Here is a 22,957-nt window from a genome sequence, read left to right as displayed (position 1 = left end):
CCGATGCCCTTTCCCGGACGTGAGCGGCGATCGCCCCTCCGTCGGCCAGCGCCGAGGCGACCGATCCCCGATTTCAGACCTTAAGATTTCAGGTCCTGCAATTTCAGGAGGTTGGAGGCGGCTAGATTCGCAATCGATCCAGCCTCACGAAATGTTGGTTAATCAACATATACCCGTGATCGGATGATCTTATGATCATACGATACAAAGTGTAGGCCACCCATTTTGCGGCGTTTAATTCGGGGGATGGTATTGAATACTCACGGAAACTGATCACGAGACCTTTCCCATGGCGCTCAAAGTCCTGCAGCCTAACGAATGGCAGCCGAATACACCGGGCAATCTTGCAATCAGCTTAGCTGGCGAATTGTTCGAGATTCAAACCGGCAATAAAAGCTGGAGCATCTCCTCCCCCGACAACAATGCCATCCGCTTCGAACTGCGCGACGGCGACACGTTCGGCTGGGACGCCTCCGTCGGCTCCTCCGCCGAGCGCACCGAACTCTCCGACAAGAAGGTCATCCCGAACGGCACCGCGGTCGAGCTGAACTACGGCTTCAACCTGGAGCCCGGCGCGCCGAACACCGCCTATTTCATGGCGCTCGGCCAGTTCCACCAAGACAACTATCCCGGCGCCCTGCCCTGGGCCCCGCCCTTCAGCTTCTCGCTCGAAGGCGAGCGCTTCGGCGTCTTCATCAGCTATAGCGACGCCAACGGCAATCCGGTCTCGAAGAACATCTTCACCGATGTCGCGGACATCCAGCGCGGCCATTTCTACGATCTCGACGTCAAGGCGGTCTTCGATCCGAACGGCAACGGCCGTCTGGTCGTCACCCGCGACGGCGTCACGCTGGTCGATTATTCGGGGCCGCTCGGCTATGTCCAGCAGAACGGCGTCTACTGGAAGGAAGGCATCTACCGCCACTCCAACGCCACCGAGACCATCGCGGCGACCTACAAGGATCTGACGATCAAGACGGGCGACGCGGTGAAGTTCCCGGCCGCCGGCAGCTTCATCGACGCCCCGGTCGTGAAGGTCGACGCGGTCTCGGCCGCCGGCAAGGACGGATTGCGCACCGTCAGCCTCAGCGGCAGCGCCAAGGCCGGCACGACCGTGACCTTCACCGAGAACGGCAAGGTCGTCGGCACGGCGAAGGTGGACGCCAACGGCCATTTCGAGACGAAGATCCAGGGCACCGGCACCGGCACCCATCTTCTCAGCGTCAAGGCGACCGACGCGACCGGGCGCGACGGCATCAACGCGGTGCCGACGCGCATCGAGATCAGCACGGCGGCCGACATCGTCGCCCGGCTGGAGACGATCGCCAAGGACCCGGGCCTGGCGACGATCGTCCTGACCGACACGAGCGTCCTCACCGTCGCGTCGCAGACGCAGATGAACATCTTCAACAAGTCCTACGCCGCCACGATGGCGAAGATCGCCGGCGACTATTCCTTCCTCGTGACGAGCAAGGTGACGGGCCAGTATTACGACCGCATCGACGAAGCCTACAATTCGAAGGGCATCCTGACCGAGCGCCTACGCTACTCGGACTCGAAGCTGATCTATGACGAGACGATCCTCAGCGACACGGCCCGCACCCTGCGCACCTGGAAGTCGGACGGCACCTCGGACTATTCCGAGATCAAGAACGGCGTGACGACGAACTACACGCAGTTCGACGCCAAGGGGAAGACCGTCTTCGTCCAGACCATCGCGGCCGACGGCACGAAGGAGCTCGACTACTACAATGCGGCGGGCGCCATCGCCAGCACGAAGGTCTACAAGCCGAACGGCGAGCGCGTCGAGACCACCCTCGGGATCACCGGCCAGAACTACACGAAACAGGCCTTCACCTTCGACAAGGCCGGCAAGATGATCGCGCAGGAGCGGTTCAACGATGCCGGGACGAAGATCCTCGCCAAGACCTTCGCGGCCGATGGCAGCAGCGCGAGCCACAGCTACGACGCCAAGGGCGTGGAGACCGGCTTCACCCTCATCGCCGCCGACGGCAGCCGCGCCGATGGCGTGCTCGGCATCACCGGCCAGAGCTATACGTCGCAGATCAGCTATACCAGCGCGTCGGGCACCATGACGACGCGCGACCGCTACGATGCCGCGGGCCACCTCCTCACCGAGGAGACCTTCGGCGCCAAGGCGGCCGTCAAGACCTTCGCCTACGACGCCAAGGGCGCGCTGACCGGCTGGACGATCAAGTTCGCGGACAAGACCTCGACCGTCGCGACCGTCTATTCCGGGACCGACAAGGTCGCCTCGACCATCTCCTACGACGCCAAGGGCAACGTGACCGGCAAGGCCTTCTACGACAAGGCCGGCAACACGATCACCGATCCCGGCACGCAGCCGAGCGTCCCGCCGGCCGCCGGCGAGACGAAGACCTACGCCTATGACGGGTCCGGCCAAAAGATCGGCGTGACGATCAAGGCCGCCGACGGCACGACGAGCGTCGTCAAGTTCGCGACCGGCAAGGAGACCGTCTACCAGCATGTCGACAAGTACGGCGCGACCGGCAAGCTGATCGCGACGGAGGATTACGACGCCGCGGGCCGCATCGCCCAGCGCGTCACCTATGCCGCGAACGGCAATCAGCAGACGGACCGTTACGACGTATCCGGGAAGGTTGTGAGCCAGACGCTTCTGCATGACGGGGTTCGGCAGGAGGTGAGCCTTGCGGTGAGCGGCAAGGCCTACGCGACGCAGGACGCCACCTATGACGCGGCCGACAAGCTTCTGACGCTGAAGCGCGCCTATGCCGACGGCAAGCCCGCCTTCGAGCAGACCGTCGCCGCCGACGGCTCCCAGATCGTCAAGCAATGGGCCGGCAACGGCACCATGACCCTCACCAAGCTCGGCGCCAACGGCGGCACCGCCGAAATCGACCAGTTCGACGCCGCCGGCCACCAGCTCTCGGCCGAACTGCGCAAGGCCGACGGCGCGCGCGAATGGCACTATTTCGATCCCAAGACCGGCCTCGAAACCAGTTCCATCACCATCGCCGCCGACAAAACCCGCGTCGAGGCCAACTACGCCGTCGCCAACAAGCCCTACGCCACCCAGATCGCCACCTACGACGCCAAAGGCCAGCTTCTGGAAATGAAGCGCGCCTATGCCGACGGAACGCTGGCCTTCGACCAGATCGTGCACAGCGACGGCACCGCCGAAACCCACAGCTACGACACCGCCGGCCGCGAGGTCTCCGCCGTGCTCGTCGCCGGCGACGGCTCGCGCGACACCTTCGCCTTCACCTACGCCACCGCCCCGGCCGCCCTCGCCGCCAGCCTCGCCGCCAAAACAACGGCGACGGCGCAGGGCGCGGCCGACCCCACAAGCGTCCAGAAGGACCACTACGGCGCCAACAACGTCAAGCAGTGGACCGACCTCACCAAGGCCGACGGCTCCCACGTCCAGACCGCGCTCGTCGGCAGCACCCTCGCCTCCCATCAAGGCGTCGCCGACACCCTCGTCGGTAGCAAGGCCAGCGACACCTTCGTCTTCGCCGCACAGTTCGGCAAGGACACCGTCTCAGGCTTCCAGGCCAGCACCACAGGCGGTCACGACATCATCGCCATCGAGGCCGACCTCGTCGCCGACTACGCCCATCTCCTTCCCCTCATCACCCAAAAGGGCGCCGATACCCTCATCACACTTTCCCCAACCGATACGATCCTCATCAAGAACGTCGCTCCCAAAGCCCTCGCCGAGGCCGACTTCAAGTTCTTCCATCACGACGTGCTGCATATCTGAGCCGGCACGATCGTCGAACCGAAGCGAGGGGTCGCGGCGCCGGGCCGCGGCCCCTTTCGCCTTTGCCGGAAGGCGAGCCTCAGCCGCGCTTCGCCGCGCCGTCCAGGCTGCGCGCGATCGCCGTCCAGAGCGGCTTGCGGGCGAAATCGCGATCGAGCGGCAGGGCGCGCTGCGGCAGCCGGTCGGGCCGGGCGCGTTCGGCGTCGAGCCAGGGCGAGGGATCGGCGAGGCCCCAGGTGACGAGCCCGACCACCGCAGGCTGGTCGAAGGCGACGTCGAGAAACTGCCGCGCATGGTCGGCGACCTTGCCGTCGCGCAAGGCGAAATCGGCCGGCAGGCGCTGGTCGCTGACATCCATTTCCGTGATGCGGATCTTGAGATCCAGCGCGGCGAGATCGGCCAGGAAGCGGGCGAAGACCCGCTCGCGGAAGCGATTGCCCACGGTGAGATGCCCCTGCACGCCGAAGCCGTGGATCGGCACGTTCCGGCGCTTCATCGCCTCCAGGAAGGTCAGGATGGCGGCGCGGTGCTCGTCCTCGCCGGGACTCGCATATTCCACCGCATAGTCGTTGTAGTAGAGGCGCGCGTCCGGGTCGGCCTCGTGCGCCGCGCGGAAACAGTCCGCCATGAGATCCAGGCCGCCGGCCGCCGCCAGCGGCGTGTCGCGCAAGCCGTCCGGGCGGCCGTCCGCCGGCCAGACCGCCTCGTTGACCACGTCCCATTCCACGATGCGCCCGCGATAATGGGCGACGATGTCACGAACCCGCTTCAGCGTCGCGGCCTCGCCCCGCCCGGCGGAGAATTCGGCCTTCGCCCAGTCGGGAATGCTGCGATACCAGACGGCCGTATGGCCACGCCGCGTCAGGGCCTCGAATTCCGGCGCGTTCATGATCGCGTCGGCCGCGCCGTAGGTCGGCTGGCCGCGCCGCGCCTCGGTGTTCCACCACTTCAACTCGTTCTGCGCGACGATCAGGTCGGCCTCGCGCGCGACCGCCGCCCGGAGAGCCGGCAGGCGGAGCTCGGCCGTGCTCACCGAGGTGCCGAAGCTGAGCCCCTTGCGCCGGGCGCGCGTCGCAAGGCTCGCCTCCCCGTCTTCCTCCGCCGGCACCGCCGATGGCCGCGCCGCCGCCAGGGCTAAGGCTCCGGCTCCCGCCAGGAACTGCCGCCGGCCGATCATCCCCGTCTCCCGGTCGCGGGGCGGCATCGGCGGAACGGATCGGACGGGCTGGGCCGAGATCGAATCAAGCTTATCCCCTTCGCGGCTGCGGGCGGGTCCTTTCTCCGCCGGAATTTGTCCGCAGGATGACCCTTTGCGAATCGCCCGCAAGGCCGGAGCCTGCCATCGATGCCGATCCCCGTCCTCCCCGCCAGATCGCGCCCGGCGCTCGCCGCCCTGGCTTTTCTCCTCGCCGGCGCTTTCGCCGATCCGGCGCGGGCCTGCGAGGGACCGCTCACCGGCCGCGACATCGCCGTGCCGGCCGCCGGCTCCGGCTTCGGCGGTGTGCAGGGCCTGTCCCCTCTGCCGCTCGAGGCCAACGAATATGTGATCACGATCGATGACGGCCCGGAGCCGGCGACGACGCCGAAGCTCGCCGCCATTCTCAAGGAGCGCTGCGTTTCCGGCACCTTCTTCTTCATCGGCTGGAAGGCGGGCAAGCACCCCGACCTCGTCAAGGCGGTTCTCGCCGAGGGCGACGGCGTCGGCTCGCACAGCTTTAGCCACCACGATCTCGGGCCGATGACGCCCGAGCAGCGGCTGGCCGAGTTCAAGCGCGGCGCCAAGGCCCTGGCCGACGCCGTCGGCGAGACCGGCCCGGCCGGAGCGCCGCGCATGGTGCGCTCGCCGGGCTCGGCCAACATGCCCGCCATCCTGCCGGACGATCTCGTCCACGACGTCGAGGCGGCCGGCTTCACCATCGCCGGCTACGACTTCAGCCCCGAGGACTGGCGCAACGGACCGCCGCAGGAAAGCTTCAGGCGGCTCTTCGCCGGGCTGAAGGATCGCGGCGTGATCGTCTTCCACGACGGGCAGTCGAACACCCCGGCCCTGCTGGCGATGGTCCTCGACGAATTGCAGAAGCGCGGCGCGAGGATCGCGCGGCTTCGGCAGTAGCGGCGCGGAACTCCTGCCTGGAACGGTTCGATGCGACCAAGCTCGGATTTCCGCCGGATCGCGCCCGCCGCGACGCCCCCGCGACGCCCATCCGCACCGGCCGGCGGTCGGCGACGCCTCGCCCTTGCCCTACTCGCCTTCGCCGCCATGAACGAGGCGAAGGCCGAAGCGCCGCCGCTCCATATCGTCGCCTTCGGCACGTCGCTGACGGCGCGCGGCGGCTGGCAGCCGGATTTGCGGCAGGCGCTGGCCGCCTGTCTTGGCCGCGACGTCGCGATCACCACCGTGGCGCGGAGCGGCTCGACCTCCGCCTGGGCGCTGGCCAATGTCGAGACCGTCGTCGCGGCGAGGCCCGACATCGTGCTCGTTGAATTCTCGGTGAACGATGCCGCGCTCGATCGCCTGACGACGCCCGGACGCAGCCGCGCGGCGATGGCGGCGGTGCTCGGCCGGCTGCGGGAGGGCCTGCCGGACGCCCGCGTCTTCTCCATGGCCATGAACCCGATCCACGGCCTGCGCGGCCTCATGCGGCCCTTTCTCGATTCCTATGTGGAGGCGCACCGGCGGATCGCGGCCGGCCTCGGGCAGGGCTTCATCGACTTCCGGCCGTTCTGGGCGGAGTTCAGCGACGCGGCCCTTGCCCGCATGATCCCGGACGGCGCGCATCCGCAGCCGGAGGCAGCGAGCGCCATCATGGTGCCGCGTCTGGTCGAGGTCCTGTCCGAGGGGCGTTGTCCGGCCGGCCGGGAGCACCAGGGCGCCCCCGGCCGGGTCGATCAGTAGTTCCAGGCGACGCGCGGATCGGCGATGGCCCGCAGGAACGGCCGCGACAGTTTCATCCGGAACGGCGCAGCGCTCTTCGCCCAATAGAGCTGCAGCGTCCAGCGCAGGCGGTCGAAGGTCTCGCCGGGCGGGATCTGCATCGGCTTGGTCACGATCCACCAGCCGCGCCCGGCCGGCACCGGCTTGTCGAACTCGGACGAATAGCCGTTCATCGCGAAGGTCTGCGCCTTCGTCGCCGAGCCCTGCGCGATCTGAACGTTCAGCCGCGCCATCGACAGCGCCTCGACCTCGTTCAGTTCGAGGAGGAGGCCCGCCCTCACCCAGGAGCCGGCATTGGGCAGGCCGCTCGTCGCCGAGGGCAGCGTGATGCCGAGGTCGCCATAGCTCGTGCCGCCGAGATTGGCGGGGGTGATGTCCAGGACCTGCGCTTCGAGATCGTCGGCGACGATCGCCTTCGAGCAGAGGATCGCGCTCGCGTTGCGCGAGGCCGTGACCGTCACGCCCGCCGCGACGTCGCCGCTGACGATCGCGCCCGTCTTCGTGCCGGTCGCGCCCTGAAGCTTCGCCTGACCGGCCGGCAGGAGATTGGCGACGGTCGGATCGGGATTGAAGACCGTCCCGGGCGCCACCGCCGCCTGCAACAAGGGCAGCAGCCGATCGCGCCCGACGAGAACCGCGCCGCGCTGGTTGAGATGAACGAGATCGCCGAAATAAAGCGTCGTGTCGAGCGTGCCGCCGGGCGCGAGCAGGCTCTCGGCATCGAGGATGCCGGCGACGCCGTTCCGCCCCGCCTGCGCTCGGATCCAGGCATTCAGCTGCGCCAGCGCCTGATAGCGCGCGTCGCCCGCCGGCCAGTCGCCGCGCGGATGGAGCGTCGTCAGGATCACCGGCACGCCCTCGTTGCGGCAGAGGACCAGGGCGCGGTTGAGCTGGGCGATGCAGAAATCGGCGCCGGCCGGCACGCCATTGCCGCCGTCGCCGCTGTTGAGCGAGTTGGTGCCGCCCTCGAGGATCAGAAGATCCGGCCGGCGCGCCAGGACCGCCGGCAGGCGGCCGAGAATGCCCGCCCCCTGCAGATCGGTCAGATGGTCGCCGAAGATGCCCTGATTGGCGCCGGCGATGCCACGCCCGCCCGGCTCGCCCGCATCCCACCAGCTGTCGAAGTCGAAACGCGGATCGATGGCGAGCGCCTGCTCGATGAAGCCGTAGGCGAAGGTGGAGACGGCTTTGTTCGCCGCGATCCCGGCGACGTCGTTGACGCCGCCATAGTTGTTGTAGCCGATCTGGCTGTCGCCGATGGCGGCGATCCGGGCGGCGGCCGGGCGCGGCAGCGCGGCGAGCGGCCGGCGGACGTTCAGGCGCAGAAGCGCGGCATTCGCCCGCTCGCCGTTCGTCGCGGCGACGAGCAGCTTGGGCGACGGGGCGGCGTCGTGGCTGAGCTTGGCCGAGCCGGTGACGATCCTGCCGCCCGACAGGGCGAACATGCCGCCCGCATCGTCGGCGAGGCGGAAGCTCCAGCCGCTGCCGGGCGGCGGCAGAAGCGTGCCGATCGCCGTGCCCGGCGCCGCCGTCTCGTCCACGTCGGCGGCGGACAGGCCGATCGCGCCGCCCTTGGGGCGGCCATAGCCGGAAAAGGACGTCTTCATCCGAAGAAGCTCACCGAACCGGTGCAGGCCGAGCCCGCGAGAAGGCAGAGATGCGTCGTCGCGCCGGAGAAGCCCGGCAGGCCGGCGATGCGGCGGGCGGTGGGGTTGAGCTCGCTGCCCGCGCCGCCGGAACCGGTGACGCTCGGCAGGCTGAAGCTGGTGGTGGCGTCGCCGAGCTTCACCCGCACGTCGCCGTCGAAGCTGAAGAGCGCGTAGCGCGCGCCGGCCGGAACGGCGAGCCGCGTCAGCACGCCCGCCGCGAGGACCACGTCCTCGACATAGGCCGGAAAGGGCGGCGCGAATTGCGTGCGTCCGTTGTTGTCGGGATAGGTCTCGAAGAAGTACTGCATGCGGGTCCCCTTTTGCTGCGCGACGGCAGAGTAGAAGCCGGGGGAAAGGCGGGGATAAGTTTTCCGCGACCTCGCCGGAGCCGCGATCCTCTCGCTACGTCAACTTTCGGGAGGCGGCGTTTCTCCGGCTTCACTTTTTCGCAAATGCGAAATGAACGTCGCGAAGGCTGGCATTTCCGCCCGCTTAGCGGTTATGAAGAGGCAGGCAGGGCTTTGCGGACGACACCACTTGCGATTGCAAGCGCGACCATGCAACGCTCCCCCGAAGAAGCCGGACGAAGGACGAGCATGCGGGCCGACGTGGTGGATCTCAATCAGCGCTGGCGAATCGTCCTGCTCACCTGCCGCGATCCGAAGACCGACTTTCGTCGCGTCCTCGCCGAAGAGTTGCAGTCTCTCGGCCATGACGTGTCCTATGTCTTCCTTAAGCGCCGGCCGACCGTGGTCGAGATGTCCGCGCCTGATAAGGCGCGGAGCTTCTCGCTGCCGGGGTTCCTCCGCCATGCGCGCCGGACCTATCGCGGCGCCGATCCGCTCCTCTTCATCAATTCAACGAATCTGGTCTTTCCGGGCCTCAGCCGCGTGCTGCGGGCGTTGTGCGGCGGGCTCTGGTGCTTCGACATGCATGACGATCTCCTCTACGAGGCGACCGGCTGGCGCCGCCGGCGGGCCGAGATCGCCCAGCGGACGCTTCTCGGCGGGGCCGACTTCATTGTGCACGGGCCGCCGACGCTGAAGGAACTGTTCCCCACGTCGCATCACGTCTCGAACGCCTCGTCGCTCGGGCCGATCGAGCGCCCGGCGCCGGACTGGAGCCGCGTCCTCATCCTGGCGAGCCTCGACGGGCGGTTCGACTTCGACTTCGTGCGGGACGTGGCGAAGGCCAATCCGCATCTCGGCTTCGACATCTTCGGCCATGTGTCGAAGAACAATCCGGTGGTGACGGCGGGTCTGGAGGCGCTGACGGCGGCCGCGCCGAACGTCTCCTATCGCGGCGCCTATGTGAACGAGGACCTGCCGGCGATTCTCGGCGCCTATCCGGCGACGCTCGCCCCCTATCGCACCAACAACCGCCTCACCTATTTCATCGACCCGCTGCGCTTCTATCATTGCCTGAATTCCGGCATGGAGGTGATCTCCACCGACATCCCGAAGGCCCGCGACTTCGGCGGCAGCGTGCATGTCGTGACATCGCCGGCCGAGGTCGGCCCCCTGATCGACCGCCTTCGCCAGGACCCGGCGACGCGGCGCAACCCCGGCTCGACGGCGGCAGAGCACAATTGGCGCAACCGTGCCGAGCAGATCATGCGCATCGCCGCCGAGGAACGGCAGCGGCGGGGGCGGCGCTGATGACGCGCCGGTCCGACCGTCCGATCCGTCTCGCCGTCTATCTGCCGGATCTCAGCGGCGGCGGCGCGGAGCGGCTGCATGTGCGGCTCGCGCCCTATCTCCTCGACCAGGGCTTCGAGGTGACGCTGCTGCTCGACCGCGCCAGGGGCGAACTGATGGAGGCCGTGCCGGCCGGCTGCCGGATCGTGGCGCTCGGCGCCGACCGCCAGATCAAGGCCCTGCCGAAGCTCGTATCCTTCCTGAAGCGCGGGCGCCCCGACGTGCTGCTCGCCAATATGGAGCACATGAACGTCATGGCGGTGCTGGCGCGCCGCCTCGCCAAAGTGCCGACACGCATCGTCGCGACGCAGCACAACGCCTTTTCCGAGCAGGTCAAGCGGCCCTCCTGGCAATGGCGCGCGCTGCCTCGGGTCTATCGCCTCGCCATGCCGCATGTCGCCGGCCTCGTCGCGGTCTCGGCCGGCGTGGCGGACGACCTGACGGCGGCGACCGGCCTCGACCGGAACCGCATGACGGTGATCCACAACGGCGTCGTGACGGAGGACTTCGCCGAGCGGGCGGGCGCCCGTCCGGAGCACCCCTGGTTCGCCGAGGCGCGCCCGGTGGTGCTCGGCGTCGGCCGGCTGGTGGCCCAGAAGGATTTCGCGACGCTCGTCGCCGCCTTCGCGAAGGTGGCGGCGGCGACGGACGCGCGCCTCGTGATCCATGGCGAGGGACCGCTGCGCGGCGCGCTGGAGGCGCAGATCGCCGCGCTCGGCCTCGGCGAGCGGGTCGCCCTGCCGGGCTTCACGGCCAACCCTCTCGCCGCTCTTGCCCATGCGCGGCTCTTCGCCCTCTCCTCGCGCTTCGAGGGGTTCGGCAACGTGGTGGCGGAAGCGCTGGCCTGCGGCACGCCCGTCGTCAGCACCGATTGCCCGCACGGCCCCGCCGAGATCCTGGAAGCCGGCCGCCATGGCCGCCTCGTTCCCGTGGGCGATGCCGAGGCCCTCGGCGCCGCTCTCTCGGAGGCGCTGCGGGAGCCGCGCGATCCCGCGCCGCTCCGGGCCCGGGGCAACGCTTTCACGGTCGCCCATTGCGCAGCGCAATATGCCGATCTGTTCAGAACGGTCCTCGAAGCGTCGGAAAGGAAGGCGGGGCGCGATGGCTGAAGCACGAAAGCTGAAATTCGGCGTCCTCGAGATCGGCCGCGGCGTCGCCGCCAGTCTCGTCGTCCTGCATCACGCCGGCAATATCGTGGCGCAGCCGCGCTTCTTCGATGCCGTGCCCTTCGGCGGCCATCTCGAGAACTTCAATGTCGGCATCGACTTCTTCTTCGTTCTCAGCGGCTTCATCATCGCCTGGGTGCATTGGCCCGATATCGGCGCGCGCGCCCGGCTGGGGCGCTACGCGCTGAAGCGCTTCCTGCGCATCTATCCGCCCTATTGGGGCGTCGTGCTGCCGTTGATCCTTCTCTATGCCCTCTTCCCGAAGGCCGGCATCCCGAGCCAGCACGATCCGCTGAACGTCGTCACCTCCATTCTCCTCCTGCCCAACACGGTGCAGCCGGTGCTGGGCGTCGCCTGGACGCTGACGCACGAGATCTTCTTCTATGCCGTCTTCGGCGCGGTGATCGTGTTCGGGCGTCCGGCCCTCTGGCTGCTGCCGATCTGGGGGCTGGCCATCCTCGCCGCTTCCGGCGCGGGCGAACTGCCCTTTCCGCTCTCCTTCGTGCTCAGCCCGTTCAATCTCGAATTCATCATGGGCGTCGGCGCGGCGCTCCTGCTGCGCCGCCGGGCGATGCCGGCGCCCTGGCTCCTGGCGGTCGGCGGGGCCGGAGCCTTCCTGGCGCTGACCCTCTTCGCGGTCCATATCCAAGAAAATCCGCTCCTCGCGCGGCTCGCCTTCGGCGGCGCGGCGGTGGCCTTCGTCTTCGGCACCGTCGAGATCGAGCGGCGCCATCCGCTCCGCCTCGCTCCCGGCCTCGCTCTCTTCGGCGCGGCCTCCTACGCGATCTATCTGGTTCACCCGGTCGCCCTGTCCTTCCTGGTGCAGATCGCCTCGCACACCCTCCGGCTGACGGCGGTTCCGCTGGAAGTCGTCGTGATCGCGCTCGCCGCTCTCGCCGGCGGCGCCGGTCTCGCCTATCATCGGCTGGTCGAGCTGCCGCTCGCCCGTCTCGCGGCACGCATCGTCGAGGCGACGCGGGCCCGCTGCGCCAAGGCGTGCCTGGTGACGAAGCGGCTCGCGGACCGGTCGTGAACAGCGCGGCCATGGCAGGACGTTCGGAGGAGGCTTCGATGACCCATCGCCGTTTCGGAGGACTCGGTCGCGCGCTTCTCGCGATCGCCCTCCTCGGTGCGACCGCGTCGGACGCCTCGGCGGCGGCGACGCGCACGGTTTCGGTGAAGAACAACACGTCCAATCCGATCTACAAGCTCTATATCTGGCCGACCGAACTCGTGCCGCGCACCTACAGCTCGATCCTCACCCCGCTGAAGCCGAACGACCAGATCGATCTGAAGGTCGACGACATCTACAACAGCTGCATCTTCACCTTCCGCGCCGTCTTCACGCAGCCGCCCAAGCGCAAGCGGCCGACGGCCGTGCCGGTGAAGAAATATGTCGAGAAATCGGCCTATAAGGACCGCGTCGATCTCTGCGGCAAGAAGCCGCCGCTCGTTCATTTCGACTGAGGCCGGCGCGACGCGGCCGGATCGACCGGGTTCGGGATGACACGCTTCCTTCCGCCTTTCGCCGTTCTCGCCGCCGGCCCGACCATCGGCGTCCTCGCAGCCGAGGCCGAGGCCGGCGCGCTCGCCCTCGACCTCGCGCCGCTCGCGCCCGGCGAGACGCGCGAACTGATCGGCGGAAACGGCGCCCTCGCGCTCGATGCGGCCGGCCGGCTGGTGCGCGGCTCCGCGCCGTGCTGCGGCGAGACGGTGCAGGCGCTCATCCGCCAGCGGCACGGCGCGGCGCGGGTCGAGACCGCCGTCGCCGTGTCCTTCGCGCCCTCCCGCCGCCTCTGGCGCGGCCATGGCCAAGGCATGCGCCTCGTCGAAGGCTTCGTCGACGGCGCGCTTCGCTCGGGCACGTCGCGCAGCTGCCATTTCAGCAACCATGCCTTCCGGCGCCTCCGCGTCGTCCTGCCGGTCTTCTCGTCCGAGGGACGGCCGATCGTGGATCGGCTGTTCGACGGCCCGCGATCGGACCTCGCTTTCCAGGTCGGCATCGAATTCCCCTTCCGCGACGCGTTCGACGGCATCGCCCCGCGCATTCCGGTGACCTTCGAGGGACGGAACTTCGCGCTCTACAAGCGGGAGGGCTGGGACGAGGCGGTCGGCCACATCCTTTCCGATCCGATCGATCTCGGCCTCCTGGTTCCCCCGCGCGCGAAGCTCGGCCTCTGGACCACGGTGGAACGGCTCGGCGAAGCGGCGGAGAAGACGCTTCCCTATTCCTGGACCGGCAGCAGCTTCGTCCAGCGCCATGGCGGCGTCGAATATGCTGCGACGAGCCGCATCGCCGCGCTTGGCGGCGAAAGCGACGCCGCCCTGGCCAATTCCTCCATCAAAGGCTTCGGCGAGCGGCAGACGGGCGCCATCCCGTTCTTCACCCCGGCCATGCTCCTGATCGAGGGGGAGGATAGCCGCGAATGCGTGGTGATCCATGGCGACAGCATCGCCAAGGGGGTCGGCTCCGGCGGCCCGGGCAGCGACGCGTTCGGCGACACGCAAGGCGATGCGGAAGGCAATTTCGGCCTGCTCGACGCCGGCCTCTATCACGACGCCCGAGTCGACTTCGTCAATCTCGGGCGCGGCTCGGACGGCAACAAATATCTCTTCGATCCGATCGCCTCGCGCTATCGCCGCGCCCTTCGCCAGCTCGCCGCGCCGACGCTGACGGTGAACATGAACGGCCATAACGACATCAGCCAGCCGATGCCGGTCGAAGGCTGGGCCGGAGGCAGGACCTATCGCGCCGGCGATGCGATGCGCCTCGGCGGGCGGGTCTATGCCTGCGTCGCGGGCGGCGTCTCGGGGCGGGACAGGCCGGCGGAGACGGAGATCCCGCCGCTCGACGGGGATGTCCGCTGGCAGTTCGTCGGCGACGGCCGCAAGGGCGACGACTACAGCGCGCTCCTCTGCCTTTCGCGGATGGCGGCCTTCAACGCGCTGCTGAAGGCGGACCTGCCGGCGGGTCGGCTTCTCGGCTTCTGCATCACGCCGGATTCCGACAGCGCCGCGAAGGACTGGAGCGGACCGGCGCAGACGCCGCGCAACGGTTGGGGCGGCGCCGATTCCCGCCGCGGCATCGTCAACGGCCATATCCGCCGCCGGCATCCGCTGCTCGGATTGGACGGTGTCATCGACGTCAACACGGTGCTGGAAGCCGGCTATCCGCAGGAGACGTCCTGCTGGTCCTTCGCGGCCGGGCGCGTCACGGTCGACGGCACGCATCTCAACGCGCGCGGCAACGACCTGGCACGCGGACCGGTGGCGACGGCCGTCCGCGCCGCGCTCGGCGCCCCGCGCTGAGGGGAATGTCCCCGCCCGGCCGCGCGTCGACGCCGCTCCCTTCCACCACCGTCCCGTCGTCGCAATCCCCGGAGAGGGCGCGACCAGCCGGCAGCACCGCCCTCGCCCTCACCACATCGCCGCGTCGCCCGATCGAGCCTTCCGAAAGGCGCTTTCGACGCGGGCCGGCAACCGGGCCCGCAAATGACGACGGGCGCGGAGCTCTTCGCTCGTCGCGCCCGTTATTGAACAATCGTCCGACCTCGACGGCCGGCGCCGATCCGGATCGTCGGATCAGCAGCTGCCTTCGCGCTTCAGCACCACCACGGCGGTGCGGGCCAGGATCTTCACGTCGTTCCGCATGCGCCAGGTCTGGACATAGGTGGAATCGAGTTCGACGCGCTGCGCATAGGAGGTGTCGCTGCGGCCGCTGACCTGCCAGAGACCGGTGAGACCCGGGCGGCTGGCGGTGTAGAAATTGATGCGGTCGGCATAGCGCTCGACCTCTTCCTGGACGATCGGACGCGGACCGACGAGGCTCATCTCGCCGCGGATCACGTTGAGAAGCTGCGGCAGCTCGTCGAGGCTGGACACGCGCAGCAGACGACCGATGCCGGTGATGCGCGGATCGTCCTTCAGCTTGTGGGTCAGTTCCCACTCGGCGCGGGCCGCGGGCGACGCCGCCAGATGCTTCTCCAGCGCCTCGGCGGAATTCACCACCATCGAACGGAACTTGAGGCACTTGAAGCGCCGGCCGTCATAGCCGATGCGCGTGTGGCCGAAGAAGATCGGGCCGGGATCGCTGATCCAGACCGCCAGCGCGATCACGATCAGGATGGGCGCGAAGAACACGAGCAGAAGGCTGGCGAGAACCACATCGAAGACGCGCTTCGCAGCGCCACCGACCGGAGCCGAACTGCTTTCGCTCACCGAGGGTGAACTTACATAGGCTTCAGTCGCCGACATTCCTGCCTCACTCATTAACCCGACCTTAAGCACGTCATCGAATATCGCCGTCCACGTTTTTGTGCAACCGCGAAATAGGGTTAAAGCCTGTTCAAAAAGGTAAATCGGATGTCATGGTTATTGATACAGGATGATTAAAATTCTGGGAACAAAATTCGCTGAACCGCAAGTGGAATGGCCGAATACGCGAAGGCATTGTGAAATGTGATGACGTTCCAGAGGTTTAGCCAGCAGCTCGCGAAGCAGGCTTCCGCTCGATCCTGCGGAAAGGCACTCGCAGCGGGCATTACGCGATACCCGGCAAGAGAATTCGTGCCCCAGGGGCATGCATCTTTTGCATGGGAGCATCGCGAAATGCGCAGAGCTTTCGAATTCCCTTTCCTCCGCTCCGGTAGCTATACAACTATCGTCTGAGCAGAACGTGGTAATGCGCGGAGCGAATTGTTTTGCGTTGCGAAGGACATCCGACATTTCGTATGATGCAGTGCGGGGTGATTGTCGCTTGACCGGAACTCGTACGCTCGCCGATATGAATCCGCACGAGCCGGCGGTGGTGCCGGTCTCATTCCCGGTCACTGTCTGTTCTGCGTGGATTTGCAAGCATAAGGTAGTCTTGTGAAGGGTGCGATCGTCTTTGGCGGTGCGGGTTTCATCGGAACCCATCTCTTGCGGACCCTGGCGGAGTCCGGAGCCCCGCTCCGCCTCGTCAGTGTCGATATCGTGGCGCCGGGCGTCAGCGTTCCCGGGGTCGAATATGTGATCCACGACATCCGGACACCGATCCCGGACCGTTTCGCCGCCGGCATCGACCGGATCTACGATCTCGCGGCGGTGCATCGGACGCCCGGCCACAAGCCGCACGAATATTACGAGACGAATGTCGCCGGCGCCGTGAACGCCTGCGCCTTCGCGCGGCGCAACGACCTCTCGGAGATGCTGTTCACCAGCTCGATCGCCGTCTACGGCCCGGGCGAGGATCGCAAGCTCGAGACCACGACGCCGGTGCCGACCTCCGACTACGGCCGCTCGAAGCTTCTGGCCGAGCATGTGCGCCGCGAGTGGCAGGAGGCCGACGGGGCGCGCAAGCTGGCCATCGTGCGGCCGGCGGTCATCTTCGGGGCGGGCGAGCGCGGCAATTTCACCCGCCTCGCCGGGGCGCTGAAGCGCGGCATGTTCCTGTATCCGGGCCGGCGCGACACGGTGAAGAGCTGCGGCTATGTCGGCGAACTGGTGCGCTCGATGGACTTCGTCATGACGATGCCGGAGCGCTCGATCCTCTATAATTTCTGCTATGCCCGCGACTATACGATCGAGGACATCTGCAACACCTTCGGCGAGGTCGCCGGCCTGCCCGCTCCGCGCGGCGTCATGCCTCACCCGCTGATGAACACGGCCGCCGTGCCCTTCGAGATCGTGTCCAAGCTCGGGCTGCGCAACGGCATCGATCGCGAGCGCATCGCCAAGCTCGTCACCTCGACCAATGTCGAGCCGGGCTTCCTGAACGCGGCGGGCTATCGCTACGAGACGGATCTGGCGGAAGCCATCCGCCGCTGGCGCGCGGAAAGCCCCGCCCTGGTGTGACGGGCGGGCGCGGCGGCGCCCCGGCCATCGGCCGCGCCGCCCTTCGGCATCGTTCGAAGCTGCCAGCTCCATCGCGCCGGTCTCGACCGACCTCTCCGGCCATGCGAAGATGCGGCGAAGCCGGCCCCGCCGGCGCGTGGCCGGCTTGCGCGCTCGCCGCGCGCGGTGATTCGGCACCTGTCCGCGCGTCACGAGTTTGACAATTTATTCAAGCATCTGCCGCTAGCTTACGGCTCGTGGCACCCCCTGCCGGCTGCGAAGCCGAGAGGGGACGGCGTCATCCGTTGGGGTCAGTTGGAGCAGACATTCGTGATGAATCCGCCGCGCATGTCGGCCGCGCCCGACGGCAAGAGCGAACTCGGCCAGGCGCTCGCCACCTGCCGCTCGGCCTTTATCGGAGTCGGTCTGCTCAGCGCCATGCTGAACGTGCTCTATCTCACCGGCTCGTTCTTCATGCTGGAAGTCTATGACCGCGTGCTGCCGAGCCGCAGCGTGCCGACGCTGATCGGCCTCGCGATCCTCGCGCTTGCCCTCTATCTCTTCCAGGGCGCGGTGGACACGCTGCGCGGCCGCATCCTCACCCGGATCGGCGGCGCCATCGACGAGGCGCTCGGCGCCCGCGCCTTCCAGGCGGTGACGCGGCTGCCGCTTCTCGCCGGCAATGTCGACAGCATCCAGCCCTCGCGCGATCTCGATACGGTGCGCGGCTTCCTGTCCAGTCTCGGCCCGACGGCGCTGTTCGATCTCGTCTGGATGCCGCTCTATCTCGGGATCTGCTTCGCCTTCCACCCGGCGATCGGCTGGACGGCGATCGCCGGCGGCGTCATCCTCGTCGTGCTGACGCTGCTCACCGAACGGCTGACGCGCAAGTCGGTGAAGGAGGCCTCCCTCCTCGCCTCCCAGCGCAACGGCCTCGCCGAAGCCTATCGCCGCAATGCCGAGGTGCTGCGCGCCATGGGCATGGAAGGCCGGATGGGCCGCGCTTGGGGCGAGGTGAACCAAGCCTACAAATCGGCCCAGCAGCGCGCCGCCGACGTGACGGGCGCGCTCGGCTCGGCCTCGAAGATGCTGCGCATGGTGCTGCAGTCCGGCGTCCTCGCCGTCGGCGCCTATCTCGTCATCAACCAGGAGGCGACGGCCGGCATCATCATCGCCAGCTCCATCCTCACCTCCCGTGCGCTGGCGCCGATCGAGCTCGCGATCGCGCAGTGGAAGGGCTTCATCTCCGCCCGGCAGAGCTGGGCGCGGCTCGATCAGGTCCTGCGCAGCCTGCCCGCCGAAGGCGCGGTTCTGGACCTGCCGGCGCCCGAGAAGATGCTGACGGTGGAGAATGTCGCCATCGCCGCGCCGAGCGGGCGCAATCTCATCGTGCAGGACGCCTCGCTGCGGCTGCTCGCGGGCCAGGGCCTCGGCGTCATCGGTCCGAGCGCGTCGGGCAAATCCTCGCTCATCCGCGCCATGGTCGGCGCCTGGGTGCCGGTGCGCGGCGCGGTCCGTCTCGACGGCGCGACGCTGCAGCAATGGACGTCCGACCGCCTCGGCCGCCATATCGGCTACCTGCCGCAGGACGTGCAGCTCTTTTCCGGCTCCATCGCCCAGAACATCGCCCGCTTCGACCCGGAGGCGACGGCCGAGAAGATCATCGCGGCGGCGAAGGTCGCCGGCGTGCACGAGATCATCGTGCGCCTGCCCGGCGGCTACGAGGCCAATGTCGGCGACGCGGGCCAAGCGCTGTCCGCCGGCCAGCGCCAGCGCGTCGGCCTCGCCCGCGCGCTCTATGGCGATCCCTTCCTCGTCGTGCTCGACGAGCCGAATTCCAATCTCGACGCCGAGGGCGAGGACGCGCTGACCAAGGCGATCTTCGCGGTGCGCGAGCGCGGCGGCATCGCCGTCGTCGTGGCGCATCGCCCGAGCGCCCTCATCGCCGTCGATCTCGTGCTGATGATGCAGGATGGCCGCGTCCAGGCCTTCGGCTCGAAGGACGAGGTGCTGGGCCGCGTGCTGCTGCGGCCCGTGCCGACCAATGACAGCGTGGCGGCGGGCCAGCCGCCGAAGCTCGCCCCGACCGTCGCCGGAGCCGCCTGATGCCCCCTGTCCCGCTCGCCTCCGCCGCCGTCTCGCCGTCGCTGCGCTCGATCCGCCGGCACCTGACGGTCGGCGTCTCGCTCTGCCTCCTCCTCGCCGGCGGCCTCAGCACCTGGGCGGCGACCGCGAAGCTGTCCGGCGCCGTGATCGCCCATGGCACGCTCGTCGTCGCCTCCAGCCTCAAGAAGGTCCAGCATCCGACCGGCGGCGTCGTCGGCGAGCTTCTGGTTCGGGAAGGCGACCGGGTGAATGCCGGCGACGTGCTGGTGCGGCTCGACGCGACGCAGGCCAAGGCCAATCTGCAGATCGTCCTGAAGCAGATCGACGAATTGCTCGCCCGGCAGGCCCGCGAACAGGCCGAACAGACCGACGCGACGACCGTGACCTATCCGGCGGATCTCCTCGGGCGCCGGAGCGATCCGGAAGTCGCCCGCATCATGGAAGGCGAGGACAAGCTCTTCGGCATCCGGCGCGAGGCGCGCGAGGGACAGAAGGCGCAGCTGCGCGAGAAGATCGCCGAATTCCGCCAGGAGGTGAACGGCCTCGGGGAGCAGATCGCCGCCAAGGATCAGCAGCTCCAGTTCATCGACAAGGAGCTCGCGGGCGTCAACGACCTCCTCACGAAGAAGCTGGTCCAGTTCACCCGGCTCGCGGCGCTGGAGCGCGACAAGGCGGCGCTGCGCGGCGAGCGCGGCCAATATGTCGCCAGCATCGCCGGCGCCCACGGCCGCATCGCCGAGGCCGAACTCCAGATCATCCAGGTCGATCACGACATGCGCTCGGAGGTCTCGAAGGACCTCGCCGACATTCGCGGCAAGCTCGCCGAACTCGGCGAGCGGCGCACGGCGGCCGAGGACCAGCTCGCGAGGATCGACATCCGCGCGCCCCAGGACGGCATCGTGCATCAGCTCGACGTGCATACGGTCGGCGGCGTCATCCGGCCCGGCGACACGATCATGGAGATCGTGCCGCTCGGCGACGAACTCGTGGTGGAGGCGCGCATCTCGCCGCAGGACATCAACGACGTCCATGTCGGCCAGGCGGCGGGGCTGCGCTTCTCGGGCGTCAATTCGCGGACGACGCCGGAACTCGACGGCGACGTCCATCAGGTGTCCGCCGACATCTCGCAGGAGCAGCGCACCGGCGCCTCCTACTACATGGTGCGGATCGTCATTCCGAAGTCGCAGTTCGACCGGATGGAGGGCGTGCGCCCCGTGCCGGGCATGCCGGTGGAAGCCTTCGTGAAGACGCAGGACCGCACCGCCCTCGCCTATCTCATCCAGCCGCTCAGCGATCAGATCGCCCGCGCCTTCCGCGAGAAATAGGCCCTCGCCCCCTGCCGGCCGGATCGTGGAAGGATCCGGCGACCTAGACCGCCCTCCGTCACGCCGAGAAACGGCGCGGGCGACCGGCCATTGCCGCCGGGTCCGCGGAAACGGCCGCCTCTCGCACCGACCGCTCCCATCCATCGAGCCTGCCGCGGCCTCGCCGCCGGCGAAGGGTCGTCGCCGCCCGAAACATTCCCTCACTGGGTCGGAGCGCGGCGTGTAACGACGGAGTTCCGTCGTCGGATGCCGTCCGCAGCATGTAGATCGAAGCCTCGGCGCCTCTGAATCGGTGAGCCTTTCGCGCCTGACGACTACATCTTTTACGAGTGTAAGTCTCGGCAAAGCAATCCTGAGGCGATACGATTGCACAGTCTGTGGACAAAATGCCGCAGGCTGCCGCGTTCCTCCAGTCGGAAAAATATTTACCTGCTCCGGCAGGTTGCATTACCCATAGGAATCTTGGAACCGTTCAAGCAAAAGAACGGACTTCGATTCCATCAGGGAGCAGATCTTGGAGGGGGGCATAGAAGAGCCTGCGGGAAGCGACGGGCTCGTATCGATCTGCATACCGACATTCGAACGGCCGCAACTTATCCGAGAAACCATCGCGAGCTGCCTCGCACAGACCCATCGGCCGATCGAAATCCTGATCGGCGACGATTCGCGCACCTCGGAAACCGAGGATCTCGTGCGCTCACTTCCCCTGCCCGAAGGGATCGTGATCCGGCACGAGCGCAATCGCGAGCGGCTGGGACAGTCCGGCAACGTGAACCGTCTGTTCCACCGTGCGGCGGGCCGCTATCTCCTGTTGATCCACGACGACGATCTGATGTGTCCCGGCGGGCTCGATCTCCTTCTCGCGGCGCTTGCGACTTATCCCTCGGCGCGCTGCGTCTACGGCCTGCAATATGTCATCGCGCCGGGCGGCACGGTGCTTCTGGAACGGTCGGCGGCGTGGAACGCACGCGACCGGCGCGTGCCGGACCATGCCGGTCCGCAGCCCTCGCCGCTGCGCGCCGCGCTCTGGCAGCATGTGCCGAACGACGGCTATCTGATCGACAGCCGCCTCGCCCGCGAGATCGGCTACAAGCACGAGCGCGAGGTCGGCCATGCCGTCGATGCCGACTTCATCATCGAGGCCGCCAAGGGGCTGGCCCCCGGCGACTTCGTGTTCGTCGACGCCTTCATCTGCAAGTATCGCCTGACGCCCGGCTCGATCGCGCGCTCGCCCACGATCAATCGCCGACAGGACATGTTCTTCATGTCCTTGTCTCGGGACGAGACGCTGCGCCGGGAAGACGAGGCGCGCAACGGGCTGCTCCGCCGCATCGCGACCGGCGCGGCGCTCGACGCCGCGATGGCCGGCCGGCGCCGGGATGCGCTGCGGATCCTGTTCTCCCGCCACTACGATCGGCCTCGCTTCAGCCGCTGGACCTTGTATCGCCTGGTCTGCATTCTCTCGCCTCGGCTCGGATTGCGGCTCAAGAGCCTGATCGGCGGGGCGTGAGACGCCCCGCGTCGCGGTCTTAACCGGATGGAAACCATGCGGCCCGATGATCGGGTCTCGCATCGGATCGGGCTCGTTGGGCGTTCGATCCGCAAGGCGCGCCGCGCGGCGCCGTTTCCAGCTTGGCGCGAGACCGGTTATCTCTCATGGCGTGAGCCGCTTCAGGGCGCCAATCTCTCACCGAGTTGCATCCTTGATCGACATCCTCCGCCCCCTTCGCCGCCAGACTCCGACCGGGCCGCCCCGGCCGAGGATCGATCTCGGCACCTTCGAGGGCGTGCTCTACGCCATCGGCGATATCCATGGATGTTTCGACGAGTTCCGGCGGCTGGAAGAGCTGATCCTGGCGGACGGCCGACGCTATGACGGCCGCAAGATCGTGATTCTTCTCGGCGACTATATCGATCGCGGCCCGCGCTCGGCCGAGGTGATCGCCCATCTTCTCCAGCCCCTCGACGGAGATTTCGACCGGCTATGCCTGTGCGGGAATCACGAGGAGATGATGCTGAACTACCTGGACGATCCGGCGGAACACAGCCATTGGCCGGATGTCGGCGGGCGGGCGACGCTGGTCTCCTACGGAATCGACCTCGACCATATGCATCGGCTGGCGCGCCGGGACCGGAACGCCTTGCGGCGCCATTTGGCGGAAAGCATCCCGGAAGAGCACCAGCACTTTCTCCGCTCGCTTCCGGCCCTTGTACATAGCGGGACCACCGTTTTCGTCCATGCCGGTCTTCGCCCCTCGGTGCCGCTGGAAGCCCAGACCGATCGCGATCTTCTCTGGATCCGCGAGCCCTTCCTGTCGCGCGGCCCGCAATTGCCGCTCAACGTCGTGCACGGCCATAGTCCGACCGACGCGGTGATCCTGCAGCATGGCCGGATCGGCATCGACACGGGCGTCTTCATCACCGGCCGGCTGACCGCGCTGCGGCTCGCCGGCGGCGCCTTCTCGTTCCTGACCTCGCGCGGCCGGGATTAGCGGCTCT

Annotated in this window: 17 protein-coding genes; 13 read left to right on the top strand and 4 right to left on the bottom strand. The window is 67.9% G+C overall.

Annotation, left to right across the window (positions count from 1 at the left end):
- Positions 1-289 precede the first annotated feature (289 nt).
- Positions 290-3,766: a heparin lyase I family protein gene (locus IEY14_RS10060; protein WP_188908056.1), complete on the top strand. Its 3,477-nt coding sequence runs from the start codon at positions 290-292 to the stop codon at positions 3,764-3,766.
- 79 nt (positions 3,767-3,845) lie between these two features.
- On the opposite strand, the gene IEY14_RS10055 is transcribed toward IEY14_RS10060, so the two are convergent.
- Positions 3,846-4,943: an endo-1,4-beta-xylanase gene (locus tag IEY14_RS10055; RefSeq protein ID WP_244639407.1), complete on the bottom strand. Its 1,098-nt coding sequence runs from the start codon at positions 4,941-4,943 to the stop codon at positions 3,846-3,848.
- A gap of 168 nt (positions 4,944-5,111) precedes the next feature.
- Between IEY14_RS10055 and IEY14_RS10050 the strand changes: the two genes are divergently transcribed.
- A complete protein-coding gene (locus IEY14_RS10050; protein WP_188908054.1) occupies positions 5,112-5,879 on the top strand; it encodes a polysaccharide deacetylase family protein in 768 nt (255 codons plus the stop codon).
- 30 nt (positions 5,880-5,909) lie between these two features.
- On the top strand, positions 5,910-6,662 hold the full coding sequence (locus tag IEY14_RS10045) for an SGNH/GDSL hydrolase family protein (RefSeq protein WP_188908053.1): 753 nt from the start codon (positions 5,910-5,912) through the stop codon (positions 6,660-6,662).
- Here IEY14_RS10045 and IEY14_RS10040 read toward each other — a convergent pair.
- Positions 6,656-8,308, bottom strand: a complete 1,653-nt coding sequence (locus IEY14_RS10040; protein ID WP_188908052.1) for an SGNH/GDSL hydrolase family protein — start codon at positions 8,306-8,308, stop codon at positions 6,656-6,658. The genes IEY14_RS10045 and IEY14_RS10040 overlap by 7 nt on opposite strands.
- Entirely contained in the window at positions 8,305-8,658 is a 354-nt protein-coding gene (locus IEY14_RS10035; RefSeq protein WP_188908051.1) for a hypothetical protein, read from the bottom strand. The genes IEY14_RS10040 and IEY14_RS10035 overlap by 4 nt, the downstream gene beginning before the upstream one ends.
- A 288-nt stretch (positions 8,659-8,946) precedes the next feature.
- Between IEY14_RS10035 and IEY14_RS10030 the strand changes: the two genes are divergently transcribed.
- The 5 genes from IEY14_RS10030 to IEY14_RS10010 are packed head-to-tail and all read left to right on the top strand — an operon-like array spanning position 8,947 to position 14,522.
- Positions 8,947-10,008, top strand: coding sequence for a glycosyltransferase (locus IEY14_RS10030; protein WP_188908050.1), 1,062 nt, complete (start codon positions 8,947-8,949; stop codon positions 10,006-10,008).
- Positions 10,008-11,156: a glycosyltransferase gene (locus tag IEY14_RS10025; RefSeq protein WP_188908049.1), complete on the top strand. Its 1,149-nt coding sequence runs from the start codon at positions 10,008-10,010 to the stop codon at positions 11,154-11,156. Before IEY14_RS10030 ends, IEY14_RS10025 begins: the two co-directional genes overlap by 1 nt.
- Entirely contained in the window at positions 11,149-12,246 is a 1,098-nt protein-coding gene (locus IEY14_RS10020; protein WP_188908048.1) for an acyltransferase family protein, read from the top strand. Before IEY14_RS10025 ends, IEY14_RS10020 begins: the two co-directional genes overlap by 8 nt.
- Before the next feature lie 38 nt (positions 12,247-12,284).
- Complete coding sequence (locus IEY14_RS10015) at positions 12,285-12,680, top strand: hypothetical protein (RefSeq protein ID WP_188908047.1); 396 nt, start codon at positions 12,285-12,287, stop codon at positions 12,678-12,680.
- 36 nt (positions 12,681-12,716) lie between these two features.
- Complete coding sequence (locus IEY14_RS10010) at positions 12,717-14,522, top strand: hypothetical protein (protein ID WP_188908046.1); 1,806 nt, start codon at positions 12,717-12,719, stop codon at positions 14,520-14,522.
- A 273-nt stretch (positions 14,523-14,795) separates the two neighbouring features.
- On the opposite strand, the gene IEY14_RS10005 is transcribed toward IEY14_RS10010, so the two are convergent.
- Positions 14,796-15,467 carry a sugar transferase gene (locus tag IEY14_RS10005; RefSeq protein ID WP_280515033.1) on the bottom strand — a complete coding sequence of 224 codons (672 nt, stop codon included), beginning with the start codon at positions 15,465-15,467 and terminating at the stop codon, positions 14,796-14,798.
- A gap of 615 nt (positions 15,468-16,082) precedes the next feature.
- Between IEY14_RS10005 and IEY14_RS10000 the strand changes: the two genes are divergently transcribed.
- From IEY14_RS10000 to IEY14_RS09980, 5 genes are all read left to right on the top strand, one after another.
- Positions 16,083-17,048 (top strand): NAD-dependent epimerase/dehydratase family protein, encoded by a 966-nt coding sequence (locus IEY14_RS10000; RefSeq protein ID WP_188908044.1) that lies wholly within the window; start codon positions 16,083-16,085, stop codon positions 17,046-17,048.
- 327 nt (positions 17,049-17,375) lie between these two features.
- Positions 17,376-19,133: a type I secretion system permease/ATPase gene (locus tag IEY14_RS09995; protein WP_188908135.1), complete on the top strand. Its 1,758-nt coding sequence runs from the start codon at positions 17,376-17,378 to the stop codon at positions 19,131-19,133.
- Positions 19,133-20,458, top strand: a complete 1,326-nt coding sequence (locus tag IEY14_RS09990; protein WP_188908043.1) for an HlyD family type I secretion periplasmic adaptor subunit — start codon at positions 19,133-19,135, stop codon at positions 20,456-20,458. Before IEY14_RS09995 ends, IEY14_RS09990 begins: the two co-directional genes overlap by 1 nt.
- Before the next feature lie 514 nt (positions 20,459-20,972).
- Positions 20,973-21,968 (top strand): glycosyltransferase family 2 protein, encoded by a 996-nt coding sequence (locus tag IEY14_RS09985; protein ID WP_188908042.1) that lies wholly within the window; start codon positions 20,973-20,975, stop codon positions 21,966-21,968.
- Positions 21,969-22,161: 193 nt separating this feature from the next.
- Positions 22,162-22,950 (top strand): metallophosphoesterase family protein, encoded by a 789-nt coding sequence (locus tag IEY14_RS09980; protein WP_244639405.1) that lies wholly within the window; start codon positions 22,162-22,164, stop codon positions 22,948-22,950.
- Positions 22,951-22,957: the final 7 nt, after the last annotated feature.

The sequence above is a fragment of the Aureimonas endophytica genome (genome assembly GCF_014642635.1).
Taxonomy (GTDB): domain Bacteria; phylum Pseudomonadota; class Alphaproteobacteria; order Rhizobiales; family Rhizobiaceae; genus Plantimonas; species Plantimonas endophytica.
This window is presented reverse-complemented; position numbering and strand designations above follow the sequence as displayed.

Bases quoted from the DNA above. Each gene is read 5' to 3' on its own strand.
- IEY14_RS10060 (WP_188908056.1), top strand. From the start codon at position 290: ATGGCGCTCAAAGTCCTGCAGCCTAACGAATGGCAGCCGAATACACCG.
- IEY14_RS10055 (WP_244639407.1), bottom strand. From the start codon at position 4,943: ATGATCGGCCGGCGGCAGTTCCTGGCGGGAGCCGGAGCCTTAGCCCTG.
- IEY14_RS10050 (WP_188908054.1), top strand. From the start codon at position 5,112: ATGCCGATCCCCGTCCTCCCCGCCAGATCGCGCCCGGCGCTCGCCGCC.
- IEY14_RS10045 (WP_188908053.1), top strand. From the start codon at position 5,910: ATGCGACCAAGCTCGGATTTCCGCCGGATCGCGCCCGCCGCGACGCCC.
- IEY14_RS10040 (WP_188908052.1), bottom strand. From the start codon at position 8,308: ATGAAGACGTCCTTTTCCGGCTATGGCCGCCCCAAGGGCGGCGCGATC.
- IEY14_RS10035 (WP_188908051.1), bottom strand. From the start codon at position 8,658: ATGCAGTACTTCTTCGAGACCTATCCCGACAACAACGGACGCACGCAA.
- IEY14_RS10030 (WP_188908050.1), top strand. From the start codon at position 8,947: ATGCGGGCCGACGTGGTGGATCTCAATCAGCGCTGGCGAATCGTCCTG.
- IEY14_RS10025 (WP_188908049.1), top strand. From the start codon at position 10,008: ATGACGCGCCGGTCCGACCGTCCGATCCGTCTCGCCGTCTATCTGCCG.
- IEY14_RS10020 (WP_188908048.1), top strand. From the start codon at position 11,149: ATGGCTGAAGCACGAAAGCTGAAATTCGGCGTCCTCGAGATCGGCCGC.
- IEY14_RS10015 (WP_188908047.1), top strand. From the start codon at position 12,285: ATGACCCATCGCCGTTTCGGAGGACTCGGTCGCGCGCTTCTCGCGATC.
- IEY14_RS10010 (WP_188908046.1), top strand. From the start codon at position 12,717: ATGACACGCTTCCTTCCGCCTTTCGCCGTTCTCGCCGCCGGCCCGACC.
- IEY14_RS10005 (WP_280515033.1), bottom strand. From the start codon at position 15,467: ATGTCGGCGACTGAAGCCTATGTAAGTTCACCCTCGGTGAGCGAAAGC.
- IEY14_RS09995 (WP_188908135.1), top strand. From the start codon at position 17,376: ATGTCGGCCGCGCCCGACGGCAAGAGCGAACTCGGCCAGGCGCTCGCC.
- IEY14_RS09990 (WP_188908043.1), top strand. From the start codon at position 19,133: ATGCCCCCTGTCCCGCTCGCCTCCGCCGCCGTCTCGCCGTCGCTGCGC.